Genomic DNA, 17,684 nt, shown 5'->3' with positions numbered 1-17,684 from the left:
GAACCAGTGGGTGCGGCAGACCACCCGGTGGATGCCGATGCACCTGTACAAGGCGTCCGCTGGTGAGCTGTGGATGACCCCTGAGTGGGGTCGGGCCGGGACACGGCGTCCGCGGACCGCGGTTCTCCGCCGCCTCGGCCGGTGGGCCGGGGCCGGGCTGTGCGCCGCCCTGCTCCTGGCCGCGCTGGTGCCGGTATGGCCCGCGCTGCGCCTGAGCGTGGACGGCGAGCGGTTCGGCCACCTGCCCCTGGCCGAGGGGGAACAGTTCACCGTCTCCTACGTCCACTCGATCGACCACCTGCCGATCGAGGAGAACATCGAGGTCCGTGACGGCGTCCTGGTCGCCGACTCCACCCGCCTGCGCCAGTTCGGCGCCGGTATGGGCCACATCCCCGGGGAGGGGACCGGCCGTGCCGACGGCGAGTGGTGGGTCATCGAGGACATGAACCGCACGCTCGGCCCGCAGCTCGCCATCCGTGTGGGCCGGGCCTCCGTGGACCACCGTCTGCGCACCCCCGACACCGAGGTCCGGCTCTCCCCGTGCCTCACCGCCCGCCGGGTGGTCGTCGAACCGGTCCGCGTCCCCACCCTCGTCCTGTTGTTCGGCGGCGCGCCGCGGCCGGACTGCGACGAGTAGCCCTCCGAGAACCAGGTCCGCCCCCGCCTGAGACACCCTCCGCCGCGCGGCCCCCGTGGTCGCACGCACCGCGCGGCCCCAACCGTCGAACCGAGGAAGAACATGGCTGAGAAACCACAGGTGCGGGGTGACGTGCCCCCGACGCCGGAGGAATCCGAGCGCGAGTCCACGGCCTCCGCGACCGACACCGCGGACGCCGCCGAGACCGCCGACGACACGTCGCAGGTCGGATTCGGCAAGGGCGGTCGCAACACCGGCACCTCAGCCGACGCGCTGCCGGACGTCGACGGACTCGGGGACGACGCCCCGCCGGTCTGGCGCCGGATCGCCTCCGAGCGCTGGGGGGACGGCCGGTTCGGGCTGGCCATGGGCGGGATCATCCTCGTCCTGGGCATCGCGCTGACCGCGTTCCAGCTCTGGATCGCGCTGCGTTCGGGCCTGGACGCCCGGCAGCAGCGCCTCATCCACCTCATGCTGATCATGATGATGGTGTTCGTGATCATGCCGCCGTTCAAGAAGGCGACGGTTCACGGCAGCCCGATCGCGCTCACCCTCGGGGCGGTACTCGACCTCGTCATGATCGTCGCGACCGTGGCGGTCAGCGTCTACCCGATCCTGTTCCAGACGGAACTGGCCCGCCGGGCGGGCGGTTACTCCGAGCTCGACCAGTTCATGGGCCTGGTCGCCATCGTGGTCCTCCTTGAGGCCACCCGCCGCGCCGTCGGACTGGTCATGGTCCTGCTGGTGGCCGCGTTCGTCTACTACGCCTGGCTGGGTCCGCTCATCCCCGGCGACTTCGGGCACTCGGGCGCCACGATCCAGCGCATCTCCACGCACGTCTACCTGGGCAACGACGGGATCTACGGGCTCACGCTCGGGGTCGTCGTGACGTTCGTGTTCGTGTTCATCCTCTTCGGGGCACTGCTCTCCAAGACCGGCGGCGGCAACTTCTTCGTGGGCCTGTCCTACGTCCTCACCGGGCGCATGGTCGGCGGCCCGGCCAAGGGCGCGGTCCTGGGCAGCGCCCTGATGGGCTCGGTCTCCGGTAGCGCCATCGCCAACGTCGTCACCACCGGCCCCTTCACCATCCCGCTGATGAAGAAGGTCGGCTACAAGAAACACGACGCCGCCGGGGTCGAGGCCGCCGCCTCCACCGGCGGGCAGGTCCTGCCGCCCATCATGGGCGCGGGCGCGTTCCTCATGGCCGAGCGGCTGGGCATCCCCTACGCCGACATCGTCAAGGTCGCGATCATCCCGGCCATCATGTACTTCGCCCTGATGTTCCTCTTCGTGGACATCCTGGCCCGCAAGAACAACATCCGCCCGATGGACCGGGACGAGGTCCCCACCTTCGCCATCGTGATGCGCGCGGGCTGGCACTTCATGGCCCCGCTGATCCTGCTCATCGTCCTGTTGCTCAACTACGTGCCGCCCACGCGGGCGGGTCTGGCCGCCTGCGGCGCCCTGCTCGTCGTGGCCATGCTGCGCGCGGGCAGCCGCCTCAGCTTCAAGGACTTCCTGGAGGTGTTCGTGATGGCGGCCCGCAGCACCCTGCCGGTCTCCGTGGCGTGCGCCGTGGCGGGCATCATCGTGGGCATGGTCGGCCTCACCGGTCTGGGCCTGGTCTTCTCCGACGTGCTGGTCAACGCCTTCGCGGGCAACCTGCTCATGACCCTGGTGATGGTGGCGCTGGCCTCCCTGATCCTGGGCATCGGCCTGCCGGTGACCGCCTCCTACGTGGTGCTGGTCATCCTGGCGGGCCCGGCGCTGGAGCAGCTCGGCCTGGCGCTCATCGTGGCGCACATGATCGTGTACTGGCTCAGCCAGGACTCCAACGTGACCCCGCCGGTGGCCTTCGCGGCCTTCGCGGCGGCGGGAATCGCCAACTCCAGTCCCATGCGCTCGGGCGTGTCCTCGTGGAAGTTCGCCAAGGGCCTCTATCTGATCCCCCTGCTGATGGCGTACTCGGCGCTCATGGAGGTGGACGGGCCCGTCCTCGACCTGGTGATCGCGATCGGTACGGGATCGGTCGCCCTGGCGGCCGGAGCGATGGCGATCGAGGGCTTCTTCCTGCGCCGTACCCTGCTCGGTGAGCGCATCGCGCTGGGGCTGTCCGCCGCCCTGGTCCTGATCGCCCCCGAATGGAGCGGCTGGGCCGAGTCCCTGCTGTCCGTGAGCGTGTCCTCGGACGTGTTCATCACCGCCGGAACCGTCTCGGGCCTGGTGCTCATCACCCTCCAGGTGATCAACCACCGCCGTGACAAGGCCAAGGGCCTGGTAGCCCCGCTCGGCGAGGAGCAGCCGAAGACGGTGGAGACCGCGAACGCCTAGCGGTCCGCCCACGGGACCCGAAGGGGCCCCGGACGGGGCGCGGAGGCCACGGCCGCCGCGCCCCGTCGGCGTTCCCGGTCCCGGTCCCCGGACCGCATGTCCTAACCTCGCTGGCATGTGGCGATTCGGATGGAAACCGGGACGGGGCCTCCAGGGCACCGACCTGGAGGCGGTGCTGGTGTCGGCCTCCTACGGAACGGACCCCCTGCTGCGCTCCGCCTGCGAGGCGGTGCGCGAGGGCGACGCGGAGGCCGGCGCGGCCCTGCTCGTGGAGACCCGGCGGGACCCCGAGGCCCGCGCCTACCAGGCGCAGGCCCTGGGGCGGGCCGCCGTGGACCGCCCCGACGAGATCGCCGAACTGTCCGGGACGGGCGCCGACCCCGCCGACGTACTGCTGTGGCTCGGCCACGCCCTGCTCGCCCGCGCCGTGGCACTGCCCTCCGGCGGAGCCGACACCGCCCAGGCCGACCGCAAGGCCTTCGAGGCCGCCCTGCACGAGGCGCGGGTGCCGCTCGCGGAGTCGGCCCGCCTCAACCCCGACGACGCCGCGCCCTGGGCCGCCCTCCAGACCGTGGCGATGGGACTCGGGGAGCGGGAGGAGCGCGAGCGGGCCTGGGAGGAGGTGGCCGCCCGGGCTCCGCACCTGTACCCGGCGCACATGACCCGTGTGCGCGCCCTGGCCCCCGCCCGAGGGGGTTCGGCGGAGGAGATGTTCGCCGCCGCCGGTGCGGCCGCCGACACCGCGCCCGAGGGCAGCCCCCTGCCGTCCGTGCTCGCCCTGGCCCACGCCGAGTACCTGCGGGGCGAGCGGCGGCGTCTGGTCCGGGAGGGCAACAGCGCCTACATCACCTCCATGGCGATGGGGCGCCTGCACGGCGACGCCGTCAGCGAACTGTTCCAGCTGGCCCAGGCATGGGCGTCCGCCGCCGTGCCGCACGTGCGCGACGTCCAGGCCCACCACCTGTTCGGCTGGGCCTTCCACCGCGCGGGGGAGGCGGACCTGGCCCGGTGGCACCTGGGGTCGGTCGGCCGGTACGTGTGCGACGTGCCCTGGTCCTTCTTCGGTTCCGCGCGCACCGAGGCGGCTCTGGCCATGTCGGAGCTGGGAGTGGACCCCCGGGTGGCGCCCGGCGAGGAGTGAGCGGGGGGAGTGAGGAGTGAGCGGGCCGGGGAAGCACGGTCCGGCGCGAGGACCGGGGTGGGAGAGGGTCAGCGGGGGAGGCCCCCGGCCGGGTTGAGTAGCCGTACTCAGGTGCGTCGGGCGGGCCCGGACCAGACTGGTCCCATGACGAACACGACCCCCGCGTCCACCCCGGCCCGCGCGGCGCTCCTCGGCCTCGCCGCCGGTGCCGGAGCCGCCCTCGTCGCCGAGGGCCTCGGCTGGCTGGTGAGCACCGGCCTCGTCGCCACCCAGTCCGACGACGTCGTCGGAGCCAACATCGGCGCCGGGATGGCCGGTATGACCGTCGCCCTGTTGGTCGCCCCGGCCCTAGCCCTGCTCCTGCTGCGGCTGGCGCGCACCCCCCGCCCCCTCGCCGCCGTGCTCTACTCCCTGCCCCTCTACCTGCTTCTCACCATGGTCGGCACGTCGGCGGCCATCCCGCTGGAGACCTGGCTGTGGGACCGTTTCCCCGGCCTGGCCGCCGCCACCAGCCCCTGGCTGCCCTGGCACCTGATCACCGTGCTCACCCTGGCCGCCTCCCTCGCCCTGACCTCGCTGCTGACCAGCCGTTCCCGCGGCGCCGGGGCCCCGGACCGCGTCTGACACGGCCCGAGGCCGACCGAAAAGCACTGGTCAGCCTCGGCCGGGTCGGAAACAATGCACGGGTGCTACTGACGATCACCACCACCGCCCAGCCCGCGACGGACCTCGGGTACCTGCTGCACAAGCACCCCGACAAGGCGCAGAGCTTCGAGCAGTCCTTCGGTACGGCGCACGTCTTCTACCCCGAGGCCACCGAGGACCGCTGCACGGCCGCGCTCCTGCTGGAGGTGGACCCGCAGGCGCTGTTGCGCTCGCGGACGTCGGTGAGCACCCCCGACTTCGCCCTCGCGCAGTACGTCAACGACCGCCCCTACGCCTCGTCCTCGCTGTTCACGGTGGCGCTGGGCCGGGTCCTGCGGTCGGCCATGCGGGGCGACACAGAGCTCCGCCCCGAACTGGCCCGCACCCCCATCCCCCTGGAACTGCGCCTGCCCGCGGTGCCCTGCCACCCGGGCCCGGAGCGGGCGCGCGCCCTCTTCGAGCCCCTGGGCTGGACGGTCGCGGCCGAACCGGTCCCGCTCGACCCCGGCCTGCCCGGCTGGGGCGACTCCCACTACCTGTCGCTCACTCTGACCGGAACCCTCCGGCTGTCCGAGGCGCTCAGCCACCTGTACGTGCTGCTGCCCGCGATGGAGGGCGGCCACAAGCACTACTGGGTGGACTCCACCGAGATCGACAAGCTCCTGCGCGCGGGCGGCGCCCCGGTCGACGGCGCCCTGCCCGAGGACGGCCGCGACGCGGGCTGGCTGGCCGGGCACCCCGAACGCGACTGGATCACCCGCCGCTACCTCGCCCGCCGGGAGAGGTACGTGCGTACCGCCCTGGCACGTCTGACCGAGGCCGACGACCGGCGCGCGGCCGCCGACGACGCTCCGGAGGACGCGGCCGCCCCCGCCCGGGACACCGCCGCGACCGCACCGGCCGAACCCGCCGCCGAAGAGCGCGCGCCGTCACTGGCCGACCAGCGCGCGGGCGCGGTCACGGCGGTGCTCGCGGCCGAACGCGCCACCAGCGTCATCGACCTCGGCTGCGGCGGGGGCAAGCTGCTGGAACGGCTCGTCCGCGACCGCACCCTGGAGCGCGTCACCGGCGTGGACGTGCACCTGGGGAGCCTGGAGATCGCGCACCGCAGACTCTGCAAGGGCTGTGACCCGGGCGGGGGCCGGGGCCACCGGCCCCTCCTCGACGCCCCCGGCACCGGCCGCGACGGCGCCGCGTCCGCGACCCGCCCCGAGCTGCTGCTCGGCTCGGTCGTCTACCGCGACCGGCGTTTCCGGGGCCACGACGCGGCCGTGCTCATGGAGGTGGTCGAGCACCTCGACCCCTCCCGCCTGACCGCCATGGAACAGGTCGTCTTCGGCGACGCCGCCCCCCGGGTCGTCGTGGTCACCACGCCCAACGCCGAGTACAACCGCCACTACGAGGGCCTGGCGCCGGGCGCGTTCCGCCACCCCGACCACCGCTTCGAGTGGACCCGCCCCGAGTTCGCCGCCTGGGCCGACCGGGCGGCCGCCGAACACGGCTACACCGTCCGGTACCTTCCCGTCGGCCCCGAACACCCCGAGACCGGCGCCCCGACCCAGATGGGAGTCTTCACCAGATGACCGAGCCCAACGACGCGGCCCACCGCGAGCCCCGCGTGCTCGGCGTGCCCCGGATGGGGCTCGTCCTGCTGGTCGGGGTGTCCGGATCGGGCAAGTCCACCTTCGCCGCACGACACTTCGCCACCACCCAGGTGATCGGCTCCGACTTCTGCCGGGGCATGGTCTCCGACGACGAGAACGACCAGACCGCCACCGCCGACGCCTTCGCCCTCCTGGGTACCATCGTCGACGTGCGGCTCCGGCGAGGGCTGCTCACCGTCGTGGACGCCACCAACGTCCAGCGCAAGGCCCGCGAACAGCTCGTCCGTATCGCCAAGGCCAACGACGTCCTGACCACCGCGATCGTCCTCGACGTCCCCGAGGCGGTGGCCCGGGAGCGCAACCGGGCCCGGCCCGACCGCGACTTCGGCGACCACGTGATCCGCCGCCAGCGCCGCGACCTCAGGGACTCGGTCAAGCGGATGTCCCGCGAGGGCATCCGCAGGACGTACGTCCTCAAGGGGCAGGAGGAGATCGACGCCGTCCGGATCGAGCTCGAACGCCCCTGGCCGGAGCGGACCGAGCTCACCGGGCCCTTCGACATCGTCGGCGACGTCCACGGCTGCCGCTCCGAACTGGGGAGCCTGCTGGAGGAGCTCGGCTACGCCCTGCGCCTCGACGACCGGGGGCGCCCGGTCGGCGCACGTCACCCCGAGGGCCGCACGGCGGTGTTCGTCGGCGACCTCGTCGACCGCGGCCCCGACAGCCCGGGCGTCCTGCGCCTGGTCATGGGCATGGTCGCCGACGGCGACGCCCTCTGTGTGCCCGGCAACCACGAGAACAAGCTCGTCCGCTACCTCAAGACCGGCAAGGGCCGGCTCACCCACGGCCTCGCCGAGACCGTCGAGCAGCTGGACCGCGAGAGCGAGGACTTCCGCAAGGAGGTCCTGGAGTTCTGCGACGGCCTCGTCAGCCACCTCGTGCTGGACGGCGGCGACCTCGTGGTGGCCCACGCGGGGCTCAAGGAGGAGTACCACAACCGCGCCTCCGGCCGGGTGCGCTCCTTCGCCCTGTACGGCGAGACCACCGGCGAGACCGACGAGTTCGGCCTGCCCGTCCGCCTGCCCTGGGCCCGCGACTACCGGGGCCGGGCCACGGTGGTCTACGGCCACGTGCCCACGCACAAGGCCGAGTGGATCAACCGCACCATCTGCCTGGACACCGGTTGCGTGTTCGGCGGCAAGCTCACCGCGCTGCGCTACCCCGAACGGGAGATCGTGGACGTGGACGCCGAACGCACCTGGTACGAGCCGGTCCGCCCCCTGGTGGAGAGCCCGCCCGCGCGGGAGGGCTCCGCGGACGGGCGCGTCATCGACATCACCGACGTCGGCGCGGGCGACGCGCGCACCGGCCTGTTCGTGGAGACCGAGAACGGCACCGTGCGCGCCGGAGCCGAGAGCACCGCGGCGGCGCTGGAGGTGATGAGCCGCTTCGCCGTCGACCCGCGCTGGCTGCTCTACCTGCCGCCCACCATGGCCCCGGCGCCCACCGCCGTCGCGCCCGACCTGCTGGAACACCCCGACGAGGCCTTCGCCTCCTACCGGGCCTCCGGCATCGGTGAGGTGGTCTGCCAGGAGAAGCACATGGGCTCCCGGGCGGTGGCCGTGCTGTGCCGGGACGAGGCCGCCGCCTCCCGTCGCTTCGTGCCCGGCGAACTCGGCGCCTTGTACACCCGCACCGGCCGCCCCTTCTTCCGGGACCCCGAGGTCGGGGCCGAGGTCGTCGAACGGCTGCGCCGGACCGTGACCGAGGCCGGGCTGTGGGAGCGGCTGGGCACCGACTGGCTGGCCCTGGACGGCGAGATGCTGCCCTGGTCCGCGAAGGCCCGTTCCCTGATCCGGGAACAGTACGCCTCGGTGGGGGCGGCCGCCCGGGCCTCGCTGCCCGCCGCCACCGCCGCCCTGACCGCCGCCGCCGGGCGGGGCGTGGACGTCGCCGGGCTCGCCGCGACCATCGCCCGCCGCACCGAACAGACCGGCGCGTTCAGCGAGGTCTACCGCCGCTACACCTGGGACACCGACGGCGCCGACGGTCTGCGCTTCGCCCCGTTCGCGCTGCTCGCCACCGAGGGCAGGGAGTACACCGGGGCCGACCACCTCTGGCACATGGGTGTGGCCGAACAGCTCGCCGCGACCGGCGGCATGGTCCAGGCCACCCGCTACCGCGTGGTCGACACCACCGACCCCGACTCCTGCGCGGCGGCGGCCGCCTGGTGGCGCGAGATGGTCGACCGGGGCGGTGAGGGCATGGTGGTCAAGCCGCTGCTCGGCGCCCGCGCCCGGGGCCGCAAGGGTCTGGCCCAGCCGGGGCTGAAGGTGCGCGGCCCCGAGTACCTGCGCATCGTCTACGGAGCGGACTACACCGACCCGGAGCGCATCGCGGTGCTCAAGGACCGCAAGCTCGGCCGCAAGAACGGGCTCGCCATGCGCGAGCACAAGCTCGGACTCGAAGCGCTGACCCGCCAGGCGGCGGGCGAGCCCCTGTGACGGGTGCACGAACCGGTGTTCGCGGTGCTCGCCCTGGAGACCGAACCGGTCGACCCGCGCCTGTAGGGCGGGCTGGACCGGACCGGACCAGTACGGTGACGGCGGCCCGGACCTTGGAGGATCACACCGGGGTCCGGGCCGCCGCCTGTCGTGGGATCACAACAATCGGACACCGGGTCGCCTTCTTTTCACGCGCACTCCTTCAAGCGGACACCCGTGACCGCCATGATGTGGCCGCACAGACCCCGCGAATCCCCCGATCCCCGCAGAAACCGGAGCAGGCGTGTCCCCAACCCCCGCCAGACCCACGTTCCCGGCCCTCAGGAGAACCCTCGCCCCGGCGGCGGCCCTGGCGGCCGCAGCCCTGGGCGCGAGCCTCGTGGCCCCCCTGCCCGCCCTCGCGGCGGCCGACACCCCCGTGATCAGCGAGGTCTACGGCGGTGGCGGCAACAGCGGTGCGCAGCTGCGCCACGACTTCGTCGAACTGGGCAACCCGACCGCCGCCGACGTCGACCTGACCGGTTGGAGCGTGCAGTACCTGCCCGCCCGCCCCGGACCCAACACCCAGGTCCAGGTGACCCCGCTCAGCGGCGCCGTCGCCGCCGGTGAACACCACCTGGTCCGCCAGGCCGCGGGGACCGGGGGCACCACCGACCTCCCGACCCCCGACGACACCGGCAACACCAACATGTCGGCCACCGCCGGGACGGTGCTGCTGGTGGAGGGCACCGGCGCCGTCACCTGCCGCACCGCCGAGGCCTGCGCCGAGGACGGCTCGGTCGTCGATCTCGTCGGCTACGGCGACGCCGTGATCCACTCCGGTACCCCCGCACGCGGCGCGGGCAACACCGCCTCCGTGTCACGCGACGCCGCCTTCACCCACACGGGCGACAACGGCGCCGACTTCACCTCCGGCGACCCGACCCCCACCAACGGCGCGGGCGAGACCGCCGAGGGCCCCGGCGGCGGTGAGCCCGAGGAGCCGGTCGAACCCGGTGACCTGCGCGTCCACGACGTCCAGGGCACCACCCGCACCTCCCCGTACGCGGGGCGCCAGGTGAGCGGCCTGCCCGGCGTGGTCACGGCCGTGAACGCCTTCGGTAGCGGCCGTGGCTTCTGGTTCCAGGACCCCGAGGGCGACGACGACCCGCGCACCAGCGAGGCGCTCTTCGTCTTCACCGGCTCCACCACCCCCGACGTCGCTGTCGGCGACGAGGTCTTGGCCGCCGGACTGGTCAGCGAATACCGTCCCCAGGCGGGCGCGCAGACCATCACCCAGCTGGAGAGGGCCCGCTGGACCATCCTGTCCCGGGGCAACGACCTGCCCGAGGCGGTCCTGCTCGACGCCGACACCCTCCCCTCGACGTACGCCCCCGACCACGGCGGCGACGTCACCGACCTCGAACTCCGCCCCGACGAGTACGCCCTCGACTTCTGGGCGGCCCACGAGCACATGACGGTCCGCGTCGAGGACGCGCCGGTCATCGCGCCCACCGACGCCTACGACGCCCTGTGGGTGACCACCGACCCCGACGCGAACCCCACCCCCAACGGCGGCCAGCACTACGGCTCCTACGACGACCCCAACAGCGGCCGCGTGAAGATCGAGTCGCTGCTGGACCGGAACGTGCGCCCCTTCCCGCAGGCGAACGTCGGCGACACCCTCGCGGGCGTCACCGAGGGCCCGGTCTACTACAGCCGCTTCGGCGGCTACCTGGTCCGCGCCACCACCCTCGGCGAGCACGTCTCCGGTGACCTGGAGCGCCGTCCGGTCCGCCCCACCGCCCGCCACGAGATCAGCCTCGCCACCTACAACGTCGAGAACCTCGGCGGAGCGGACGACCAGGCCGACTTCGACGCCCTCGCCGAGGGTTTCGCGGCCTACCTGGGCTCGCCCGACATCGTCGGGCTGGAGGAGATCCAGGACAACAGCAGCGAGACCGACGACGGAGTCGTGGCCGCCGACGTCACCCTGGACCGCCTCGTCGACGCCATCGCGGCGGCGGGCGGCCCCGCCTACGAGTGGCGTGAGATCAGTCCCGAGGACAAGAAGGACGGCGGCGTCCCCGGCGGCAACATCCGCAACGCCTTCCTCTTCAACCCCGCGAGGGTCCAGTTCGTCGACGTCGAGGGAGGCGACGCCACCACCCCCGTGGAGGTCGTCGACGGCCCGCGCGGCGCCGCGCTCTCGGCCTCCCCGGGCCGGATCGCCCCCCAGGACCCGGCCTGGAACTCCAGCCGCAAGCCCCTGGTCGGGCACTTCCGGGCGCTCAACCGCGACGTCTACGTGGTCACCAACCACTTCAACGCCAAGGGCGGCGACCAGTCCCTGCACGGCGTCATCCAGCCGCCGAACCGCACCAGCGAGACCCAGCGCCACCAGCAGGCCACCCTGGTCCGCGAGTTCGCCGACGAGCTCCTGGCCGTCGACCCGGACGCCAACCTCGTGGTGATGGGGGACCTGAACGACTTCCAGTTCTCCACCACCCTCGACATCCTCACCGGGGACGGCGCGCTCACCAACCCCATGGTGGACCTGCTCGGCGAGGGCGAGGGCTACAACTACAACTTCGACGGCAACTCCCAGGCGCTCGACCACATCCTGGTCAACGGCGCCCTGGCCGGACGCGTCGACTACGAGATCGTCCGGATCAACTCCGAGTTCCACGACCAGGTGAGCGACCACGACCCGCAGGTCCTGCGGATCGACACCCGGCGCAGCACCTCCCCGGGCCGGAACTAGCCACAAGGCGACGGGCGGGGCGAACCGGACCTTGAGGGACCGGCGGCGAACGGGGCGGGCACCGGTGACGGCGCCCGCCCCCTCGCGTACCGGGCGCCCTCACCGAGGGGGCGGACCGACACGTCAGCGGGGTCACTCCTCCCGGTCGCCGCGCGCCCCTATCCTGGAAAGGTCCGCAGCGCCCACCCAGGGAAGCGATGATGAACGTACTGCTCACCGGCGGTGCCGGGTACATCGGCACCCACACCGCGGTCGAACTCCTCGAGGCCGGGCACGACGTCGTCGTCCTGGACTCCCTCGTCAACAGCCACGAGGAGGCCGTCCGCAGGGTCGAGCGGATCACCGGCCGCACGGTCGCCTTCCACCGCGCCGACTGCACCGACCCCGAAGCCGTGCGCGCCGTGTTCGACCGGCACGAGATCGACGCCGTCATCCACCTGGCCGGGCACAAGGCGGTGGGCGAGTCGGTCCAGCGGCCCCTGCGCTACTACCGCAACAACCTCGACGCCCTGCTCACCCTCTGCGAGGTCATGGACGGCGCCGGGGTGCGCGACCTCGTCTTCAGCTCCTCCGCCACCGTCTACGGCGACCCCCGCAGCGTGCCCATCACCGAGGACGCCGACCTCTCGGCCACCAACCCCTACGGCGCCACCAAGCTGTTCGCCGAGCGGGTCCTCGACGACCTGGCCGCCGCCGACCCGCGCTGGCGGATCATCTCCCTGCGGTACTTCAACCCGATCGGCGCGCACCCCAGCGGCCTGATCGGCGAGGACCCCCAGGGCGTACCGAACAACCTCTTCCCCTACATCGCCCAGGTCGCGGCGGGGCTCCGCGAGCGACTGAGCGTGTTCGGCGACGACTACGACACCCCCGACGGCACCGGAGTGCGCGACTACCTGCACGTGGTGGACCTGGCCGGCGGCCACCTCGCCGCCGTCGACCACCTCGCCGACACCTCCGGCCACCGCTACTACAACCTCGGCACCGGGCGGGGCACGTCGGTCCTGGAGGGCGTACGCGCCTTCGAGCGGGCCACCGGCGCCCCGCTGCCCTACACGGTCGTCGCCCGGCGCCCCGGCGACATCGCCGTCTGCTACGCCGACCCCTCGGCCGCCTCCCGCGACCTGGGATGGAAGGCCGAACTCACGGTGGACGACGCCTGCCGCGACACCTGGCGCTGGCAGCGCGCCAACCCCCGGGGGTTCGCGGGCTGAACCCGCCCGGGCCCCCGCACCCGCGTGCCGGGCGGCACACCCGGGCGTGCGCCCCGACCACGGGCAACGGCCTAGACTGAGGGGACATCCACTTCTTTCTGCGGAAGGTCCTCCGTCGTGTCCGTTGGTGCTGACAGCACGTTCGACACCGTCCTCGTCGTCGACTTCGGTGCGCAGTACGCGCAGCTGATCGCCCGACGGGTCCGGGAATGCCACGTGCACAGCGAGATCGTGCCCTCGACCATGCCGGTCGAGGAGATGCTCGCGAAGAATCCCAAGGCCATCATCCTCTCCGGCGGGCCGTCCTCGGTGTACGCCGAGGGCGCCCCGAGCGTGGGGGCCGAGCTCTTCGAGACCGGGGTCCCGACCTTCGGCATCTGCTACGGCTTCCAGGCCATGACGCGCGCCCTGGGCGGGGTCGTGGACCGCACCGACCTGAGCGAGTTCGGCCGCACCGCGCTGACCGCCAGCACCGGCTCGGTCCTCTTCGAGGGCCTGCCCGAGGAGCTGAGCGTGTGGATGTCGCACGGTGACTCCGTGGTCCAGGCCCCGGCCGGATTCACCAGCACCGCCAGCACCGCGGGCGCCCCGGTCGCCGCCTTCGAGGACACCGACCGCCGCCTCTTCGGTGTGCAGTTCCACCCCGAGGTCATGCACACCGAGCACGGCCAGGACCTGCTGCGCCGCTTCCTCTACGAGGGCGCGGGCTGCCGCCCCACCTGGACCATGGTGAACATCGTCGAGGAGCAGCTGGGGCGCATCCGCGAGCACATCGGCGACAAGCGCGTCATCTGCGCGCTCAGCGGCGGTGTCGACTCCGCCGTGGCCGGTGCCCTGGTGCAGCGCGCCGTCGGCGACCAGCTCACCTGCGTGTTCGTCGACCACGGTCTGCTCCGCAAGGGCGAGGCCGAGCAGGTCGAGAAGGACTTCGTCGCGATCACCGGCGCCAAGCTTAAGGTCGTCGACGCCGAGGAGCGCTTCCTGTCCGCGCTGGCCGGGGTCACCGACCCCGAGGAGAAGCGCAAGATCATCGGCCGCGAGTTCATCCGCGTCTTCGAGCAGGCGGCCCGCGAGGTCGTCGCCGAGAGCGGCGAGGACGGCGCCGAGGTCGAGTTCCTGGTCCAGGGCACCCTGTACCCGGACGTCGTGGAATCCGGCGGCGGCACCGGCACCGCGAACATCAAGTCGCACCACAACGTGGGCGGCCTTCCCGACGACCTCCAGTTCACGCTGGTCGAGCCGCTGCGCGAGCTGTTCAAGGACGAGGTCCGCAAGGTCGGCGAGGAGCTGGGCCTGCCGTCCGAGATGGTGTGGCGCCAGCCCTTCCCCGGCCCCGGCCTGGGCATCCGCATCATCGGTGAGGTCAACCGGGAGCGCCTGGAGATCCTCCGCGAGGCCGACGCGATCGCCCGCGAGGAGCTCACCCGCGCCGGTCTGGACCGCGACATCTGGCAGTGCCCCGTGGTGCTGCTCGCCGACGTCCGCTCGGTGGGCGTCCAGGGCGACGGCCGCACCTACGGCCACCCCGTCGTGCTCCGCCCCGTCAGCAGTGAGGACGCGATGACCGCCGACTGGTCGCGCGTGCCCTACGACGTACTCGCCCGCATCTCCAACCGCATCACCAACGAGGTGCGCGAGATCAACCGGGTGACGCTGGACGTGACCAGCAAGCCCCCGGGCACCATCGAGTGGGAGTAGCGGCGCGGCGCCACCCCTGACACGAACGGGCCCGGCACACGGTGTGTGCCGGGCCCTTCCGCGTCGGTACGGGTGCTCAGTCCGGGAGTTCGTAGACCTTCAGGACCGTGCTCTGGGCGCCCTCGGCGTGGAGGAGCTCCAGGGTGTCGGGCCGCTCGTTCGAGGCGACGCTGAACACCAGGTCGCCGTGGGCCTCGGAGCGGGGGGAGATGGGGTCCCACAGCGACCCCAACTTCTCGACGGAGGTGGGGGTCTCCGCGCCGATCTGACGGCCCTGCTCGGTGACCAGCCGCTGCTCCGCGGAGCTGAACTGGATCTCGTCGTCCCCCAGGTTCTCCAACGACAGGTCGACGACGCAGTACACGCCCCCGCTGAGCTTGGACCGCCCGTCGATCTCGTTGCCGCACTGGAACTCGGCGCGGTACCGGACCGTGCCGTCGGGCGAGGTGACACTGCCGTCGGAGTTCGTGGGATGGGGCGGTTCGGGCCTGGCGTCACCGAGGCCGTCGTCGGTCCCGGGGCCGACGTCGTCCTGCTCCTGCCGGGTGGGCGGAGTGCCCTGCTCGGCGCCGCCCTCGGGCTGGTTGAGGACCAGTACGGCCACGACCACCAGCAACAGGGCCAGGGCGATACCGCCCGCGACCAGGCCCCAGAAGAGTCCGCTGCCCCGGCCGGGGGCCGCGGGCTGGTGCGGGGGCGGCGGCACGGGTGGCACGTACGGCTGCGGACCCCGCTGCTGCTCGGCCGGAGGGGGCACCATCGGGATGGGGCCGGTGGCGGCGGGGTGCTGCACCGGAGGCGGGCCCGCCGGGGCGGGCCGCTGCTGGGCGTGGACGGCCGGGGGAGGCCCGGCCGGATGCCCCGCCACGGGATGTCCGGGCGGCGGGCCGTGCTGCGCGCGGGTGAAGTTGCCGGTCTGGTGCGCGGGAGGCGGCATCGGCGGCGGGGCCTGCTGGTAGGGCGGCCCGGGCACCGGGTGGCGCATACCCGTCATGGTCTGGTGCGCCGGGTGCGGCATCCCGGGCGGCATCGGGGGCAGGTTGGGCCGCCAGGACTGGTGCAGCGCGTGCGAGACCATGTCGTTGGGGTTGCTGGTGTCCTCGCCGCCGGCCAGCTCCAACAGGAGGTCCTGGGCGGTGGGGCGGCGGCCCGGCTCCTTGGCCAGGGCGCGGGTCACCAGGCGGTCCAGCGGGCTGTCGAGGTCCCCGATCTGCGGTTCGGCGAACAGCACCCGCTTGCCCAGCGTCATGGCGTCACCGTTGCCGAAGGGGTGCGTGCCGTTGCCCGCGAACGCGACCAGACAGCCCCAGGCGAAGATGTCCGCCGAGGTGGTGACCTTCTCCTCCAGCAGCTGTTCGGGCGCCATCCAACCGGGGCTGCCCATGACGATGCCGGTCTGGGTGTGGTTGGTCGCGGTGTTCATCGCCCGCGCGATGCCGAAGTCGATCACCCGGGGGCCGGAGAGCGACAGCAGGACGTTGGCGGGCTTGAGGTCGCGGTGGACCAGCCCGGTGCGGTGGATGGCGGCGAGCGCGGCGGCCACGCCCAGGGCGAAGCCGTGCAGCGTGGAGGAGTCCAGCGGGCCGTGCTCGGCGATGTGCTCGGCCAGGGCCGTGCCCGCGATGTACTCGGTGACCATGTAGGGGCGGTTCTCGAACGTCCCGTGGTCGAGCACCTTGGCGGTGCAGAAGGAGGCGACCTTGCGCGCGTTCTCCATCTCGTCGCGAAAGCGCGCCCGGGTCTGCTCGTCGAAGGCGAGCTCCGGACGGATGACCTTGATGGCTACCTGGTTGTTCTTCTCCGGCGTGCTGCCCAGGTAGACGGTGCCCATGCCGCCGCTGCCCAGCTTCCCGGACAGCACGTAGGGACCGATGGTGGCCGGATCTCCGGCGGCCAGCGGTTCCAGGTTCTTCGGGAGCCCATCCGACGGCAAGCGACCCTCCCCGACGGTGTCCAAACTCCGCCTTGCCCCAAGGTAGCGGTGTTTGTGCCCTGATTCCCACTCACGGACCGGATTGGGTCGTTCGGGGTCTGGGCGGTAGCTGACATGACAGTGGTGACGAACCCCGGTTCGAGGGGCCCCGCCCTCCCGGGCGCGCAGGTACGCGCCGGTGGAAGGCGGTGAACACGGCGCACCCCGGTGAGGGGTCTGTGTTCACGCAAGGTGGGGGTTCCTTTACGATTGGGGACTCGTGACCGTTGATACCACCGTAACCGTGCGGGTCCCCGCGAAGGTGAACCTCCAGTTGGCGGTGGGGCCCAGACGCGAGGACGGCTTCCACGCCCTCGTGAACGTGTTCCACGCCGTCTCGCTGTTCGATGAGGTTACCGTCAAGGCGGCGTCGCCGCGTCGGCCGCGTGCCCTCACCGCGTTGACCGCCACCGGCCAGTCCGAGTCGCACCTGGCCAGGGTGCCGCTGGACGAGCGCAACCTCGCGGCCCGCGCCGCGATCCTGCTGGCCGAGGAGACGGGTGCCGGCCATCCCGTGGACCTGCACCTGGACAAGCGCATCCCGGTGGCGGGCGGGATGGCCGGGGGCAGCGCGGACGCCGCCGCCGCGCTGGTGGCCTGCGACCTCCTGTGGGGCTGCGGAATCTCCCGCGAGAGCCTGCTCGGCCTGGCCGCGCGCCTGGGCAGCGACGTCGCGTTCGGTCTGGTCGGGGCGACGGCGGTCGGAACCGGGCGCGGCGAGCTCCTGGAGCCGATGACCAGCCCGGGGCGGTACCGATGGGTGTTCGCGCTCTCCCCGCGCGGTCTGTCGACCGCCGACGTGTTCGGCGAGTACGACCGTCTGCGCCCCGACGCTCCCGAGCCGCGCCTGGACAGCGGTCTGGAGAAGGCGCTGGCGGAGGGGGACGCGGTCGCCCTGGGCGCCTCGCTGAGCAACGACCTCCAGCCCGCGGCGCTCTCCCTGCTGCCGGAGCTCGGGCGGACGCTGGACGCGGGACGCTCCGCCGGGGCGTTGGGCGCCCAGGTGTCCGGCTCGGGTCCCACGTGCGCGTTCCTGGTGGGCGGCGGGGGAGAGGACCCGGCCGTGGTCGGGGAGCGGGAGGCCGCCGTGGTGGCGGCGCTGCGAGCCACCGGGCTGTGTGAGCAGGTCATCGGGGCGGACGGGGACGTTCCTGGCGCCACCGTCGTGTGACGCGAATCACGATCTCCTCGTGGT

The 17,684-nt window shown here is 72.8% G+C and carries 10 protein-coding genes and 1 pseudogene; 10 read left to right on the top strand and 1 reads right to left on the bottom strand.

All coding sequences use genetic code 11. From position 1 onward, the window contains the following. Positions 1-73 precede the first annotated feature (73 nt). The 9 genes and pseudogenes from ABZ635_RS18530 to guaA all read left to right on the top strand — a co-directional run bounded on the left by ABZ635_RS18530 (position 74) and on the right by guaA (position 14,517). Complete coding sequence (locus tag ABZ635_RS18530) at positions 74-637, top strand: DUF1850 domain-containing protein (protein ID WP_357766422.1); 564 nt, start codon at positions 74-76, stop codon at positions 635-637. Between the two features lie 102 nt (positions 638-739). Then, positions 740-2,968, top strand: a complete 2,229-nt coding sequence (locus tag ABZ635_RS18525) for a TRAP transporter fused permease subunit (protein ID WP_357766394.1) — start codon at positions 740-742, stop codon at positions 2,966-2,968. A gap of 115 nt (positions 2,969-3,083) precedes the next feature. After that, entirely contained in the window at positions 3,084-4,109 is a 1,026-nt protein-coding gene (locus ABZ635_RS18520; RefSeq protein ID WP_357766391.1) for a hypothetical protein, read from the top strand. Between the two features lie 144 nt (positions 4,110-4,253). Then, positions 4,254-4,733 carry a hypothetical protein gene (locus ABZ635_RS18515; RefSeq protein ID WP_357766388.1) on the top strand — a complete coding sequence of 160 codons (480 nt, stop codon included), beginning with the start codon at positions 4,254-4,256 and terminating at the stop codon, positions 4,731-4,733. A gap of 62 nt (positions 4,734-4,795) precedes the next feature. After that, positions 4,796-6,337 (top strand): 3' terminal RNA ribose 2'-O-methyltransferase Hen1, encoded by a 1,542-nt coding sequence (locus ABZ635_RS18510; RefSeq protein ID WP_357766384.1) that lies wholly within the window; start codon positions 4,796-4,798, stop codon positions 6,335-6,337. Then, positions 6,334-8,928 (top strand): annotated as a pseudogene (locus tag ABZ635_RS18505) (polynucleotide kinase-phosphatase). Before ABZ635_RS18510 ends, ABZ635_RS18505 begins: the two are co-directional and overlap by 4 nt. A 217-nt stretch (positions 8,929-9,145) precedes the next feature. Continuing rightward, a complete protein-coding gene (locus ABZ635_RS18500) occupies positions 9,146-11,605 on the top strand; it encodes an endonuclease/exonuclease/phosphatase family protein (protein ID WP_357766381.1) in 2,460 nt (819 codons plus the stop codon). Positions 11,606-11,805: 200 nt separating this feature from the next. Further along, positions 11,806-12,819 (top strand): UDP-glucose 4-epimerase GalE, encoded by a 1,014-nt coding sequence (gene galE / locus ABZ635_RS18495; protein ID WP_357766378.1) that lies wholly within the window; start codon positions 11,806-11,808, stop codon positions 12,817-12,819. A gap of 117 nt (positions 12,820-12,936) precedes the next feature. Beyond that, entirely contained in the window at positions 12,937-14,517 is a 1,581-nt protein-coding gene (guaA, locus tag ABZ635_RS18490; protein ID WP_357766375.1) for a glutamine-hydrolyzing GMP synthase, read from the top strand. 76 nt (positions 14,518-14,593) lie between these two features. Here the strand turns inward: guaA and ABZ635_RS18485 are convergent, their stop codons facing one another. Next, positions 14,594-16,450: a protein kinase gene (locus tag ABZ635_RS18485; protein WP_357766372.1), complete on the bottom strand. Its 1,857-nt coding sequence runs from the start codon at positions 16,448-16,450 to the stop codon at positions 14,594-14,596. Positions 16,451-16,709: 259 nt separating this feature from the next. Between ABZ635_RS18485 and ABZ635_RS18480 the strand changes: the two genes are divergently transcribed. After that, positions 16,710-17,660, top strand: coding sequence for a 4-(cytidine 5'-diphospho)-2-C-methyl-D-erythritol kinase (locus tag ABZ635_RS18480; protein ID WP_357766369.1), 951 nt, complete (start codon positions 16,710-16,712; stop codon positions 17,658-17,660). The last annotated feature ends 24 nt before the right edge of the window (positions 17,661-17,684 follow it).

Source organism: Nocardiopsis sp. NPDC007018 (assembly GCF_040635075.1).
In the GTDB taxonomy this organism is placed as follows: domain Bacteria; phylum Actinomycetota; class Actinomycetes; order Streptosporangiales; family Streptosporangiaceae; genus Nocardiopsis.
This window is presented reverse-complemented; position numbering and strand designations above follow the sequence as displayed.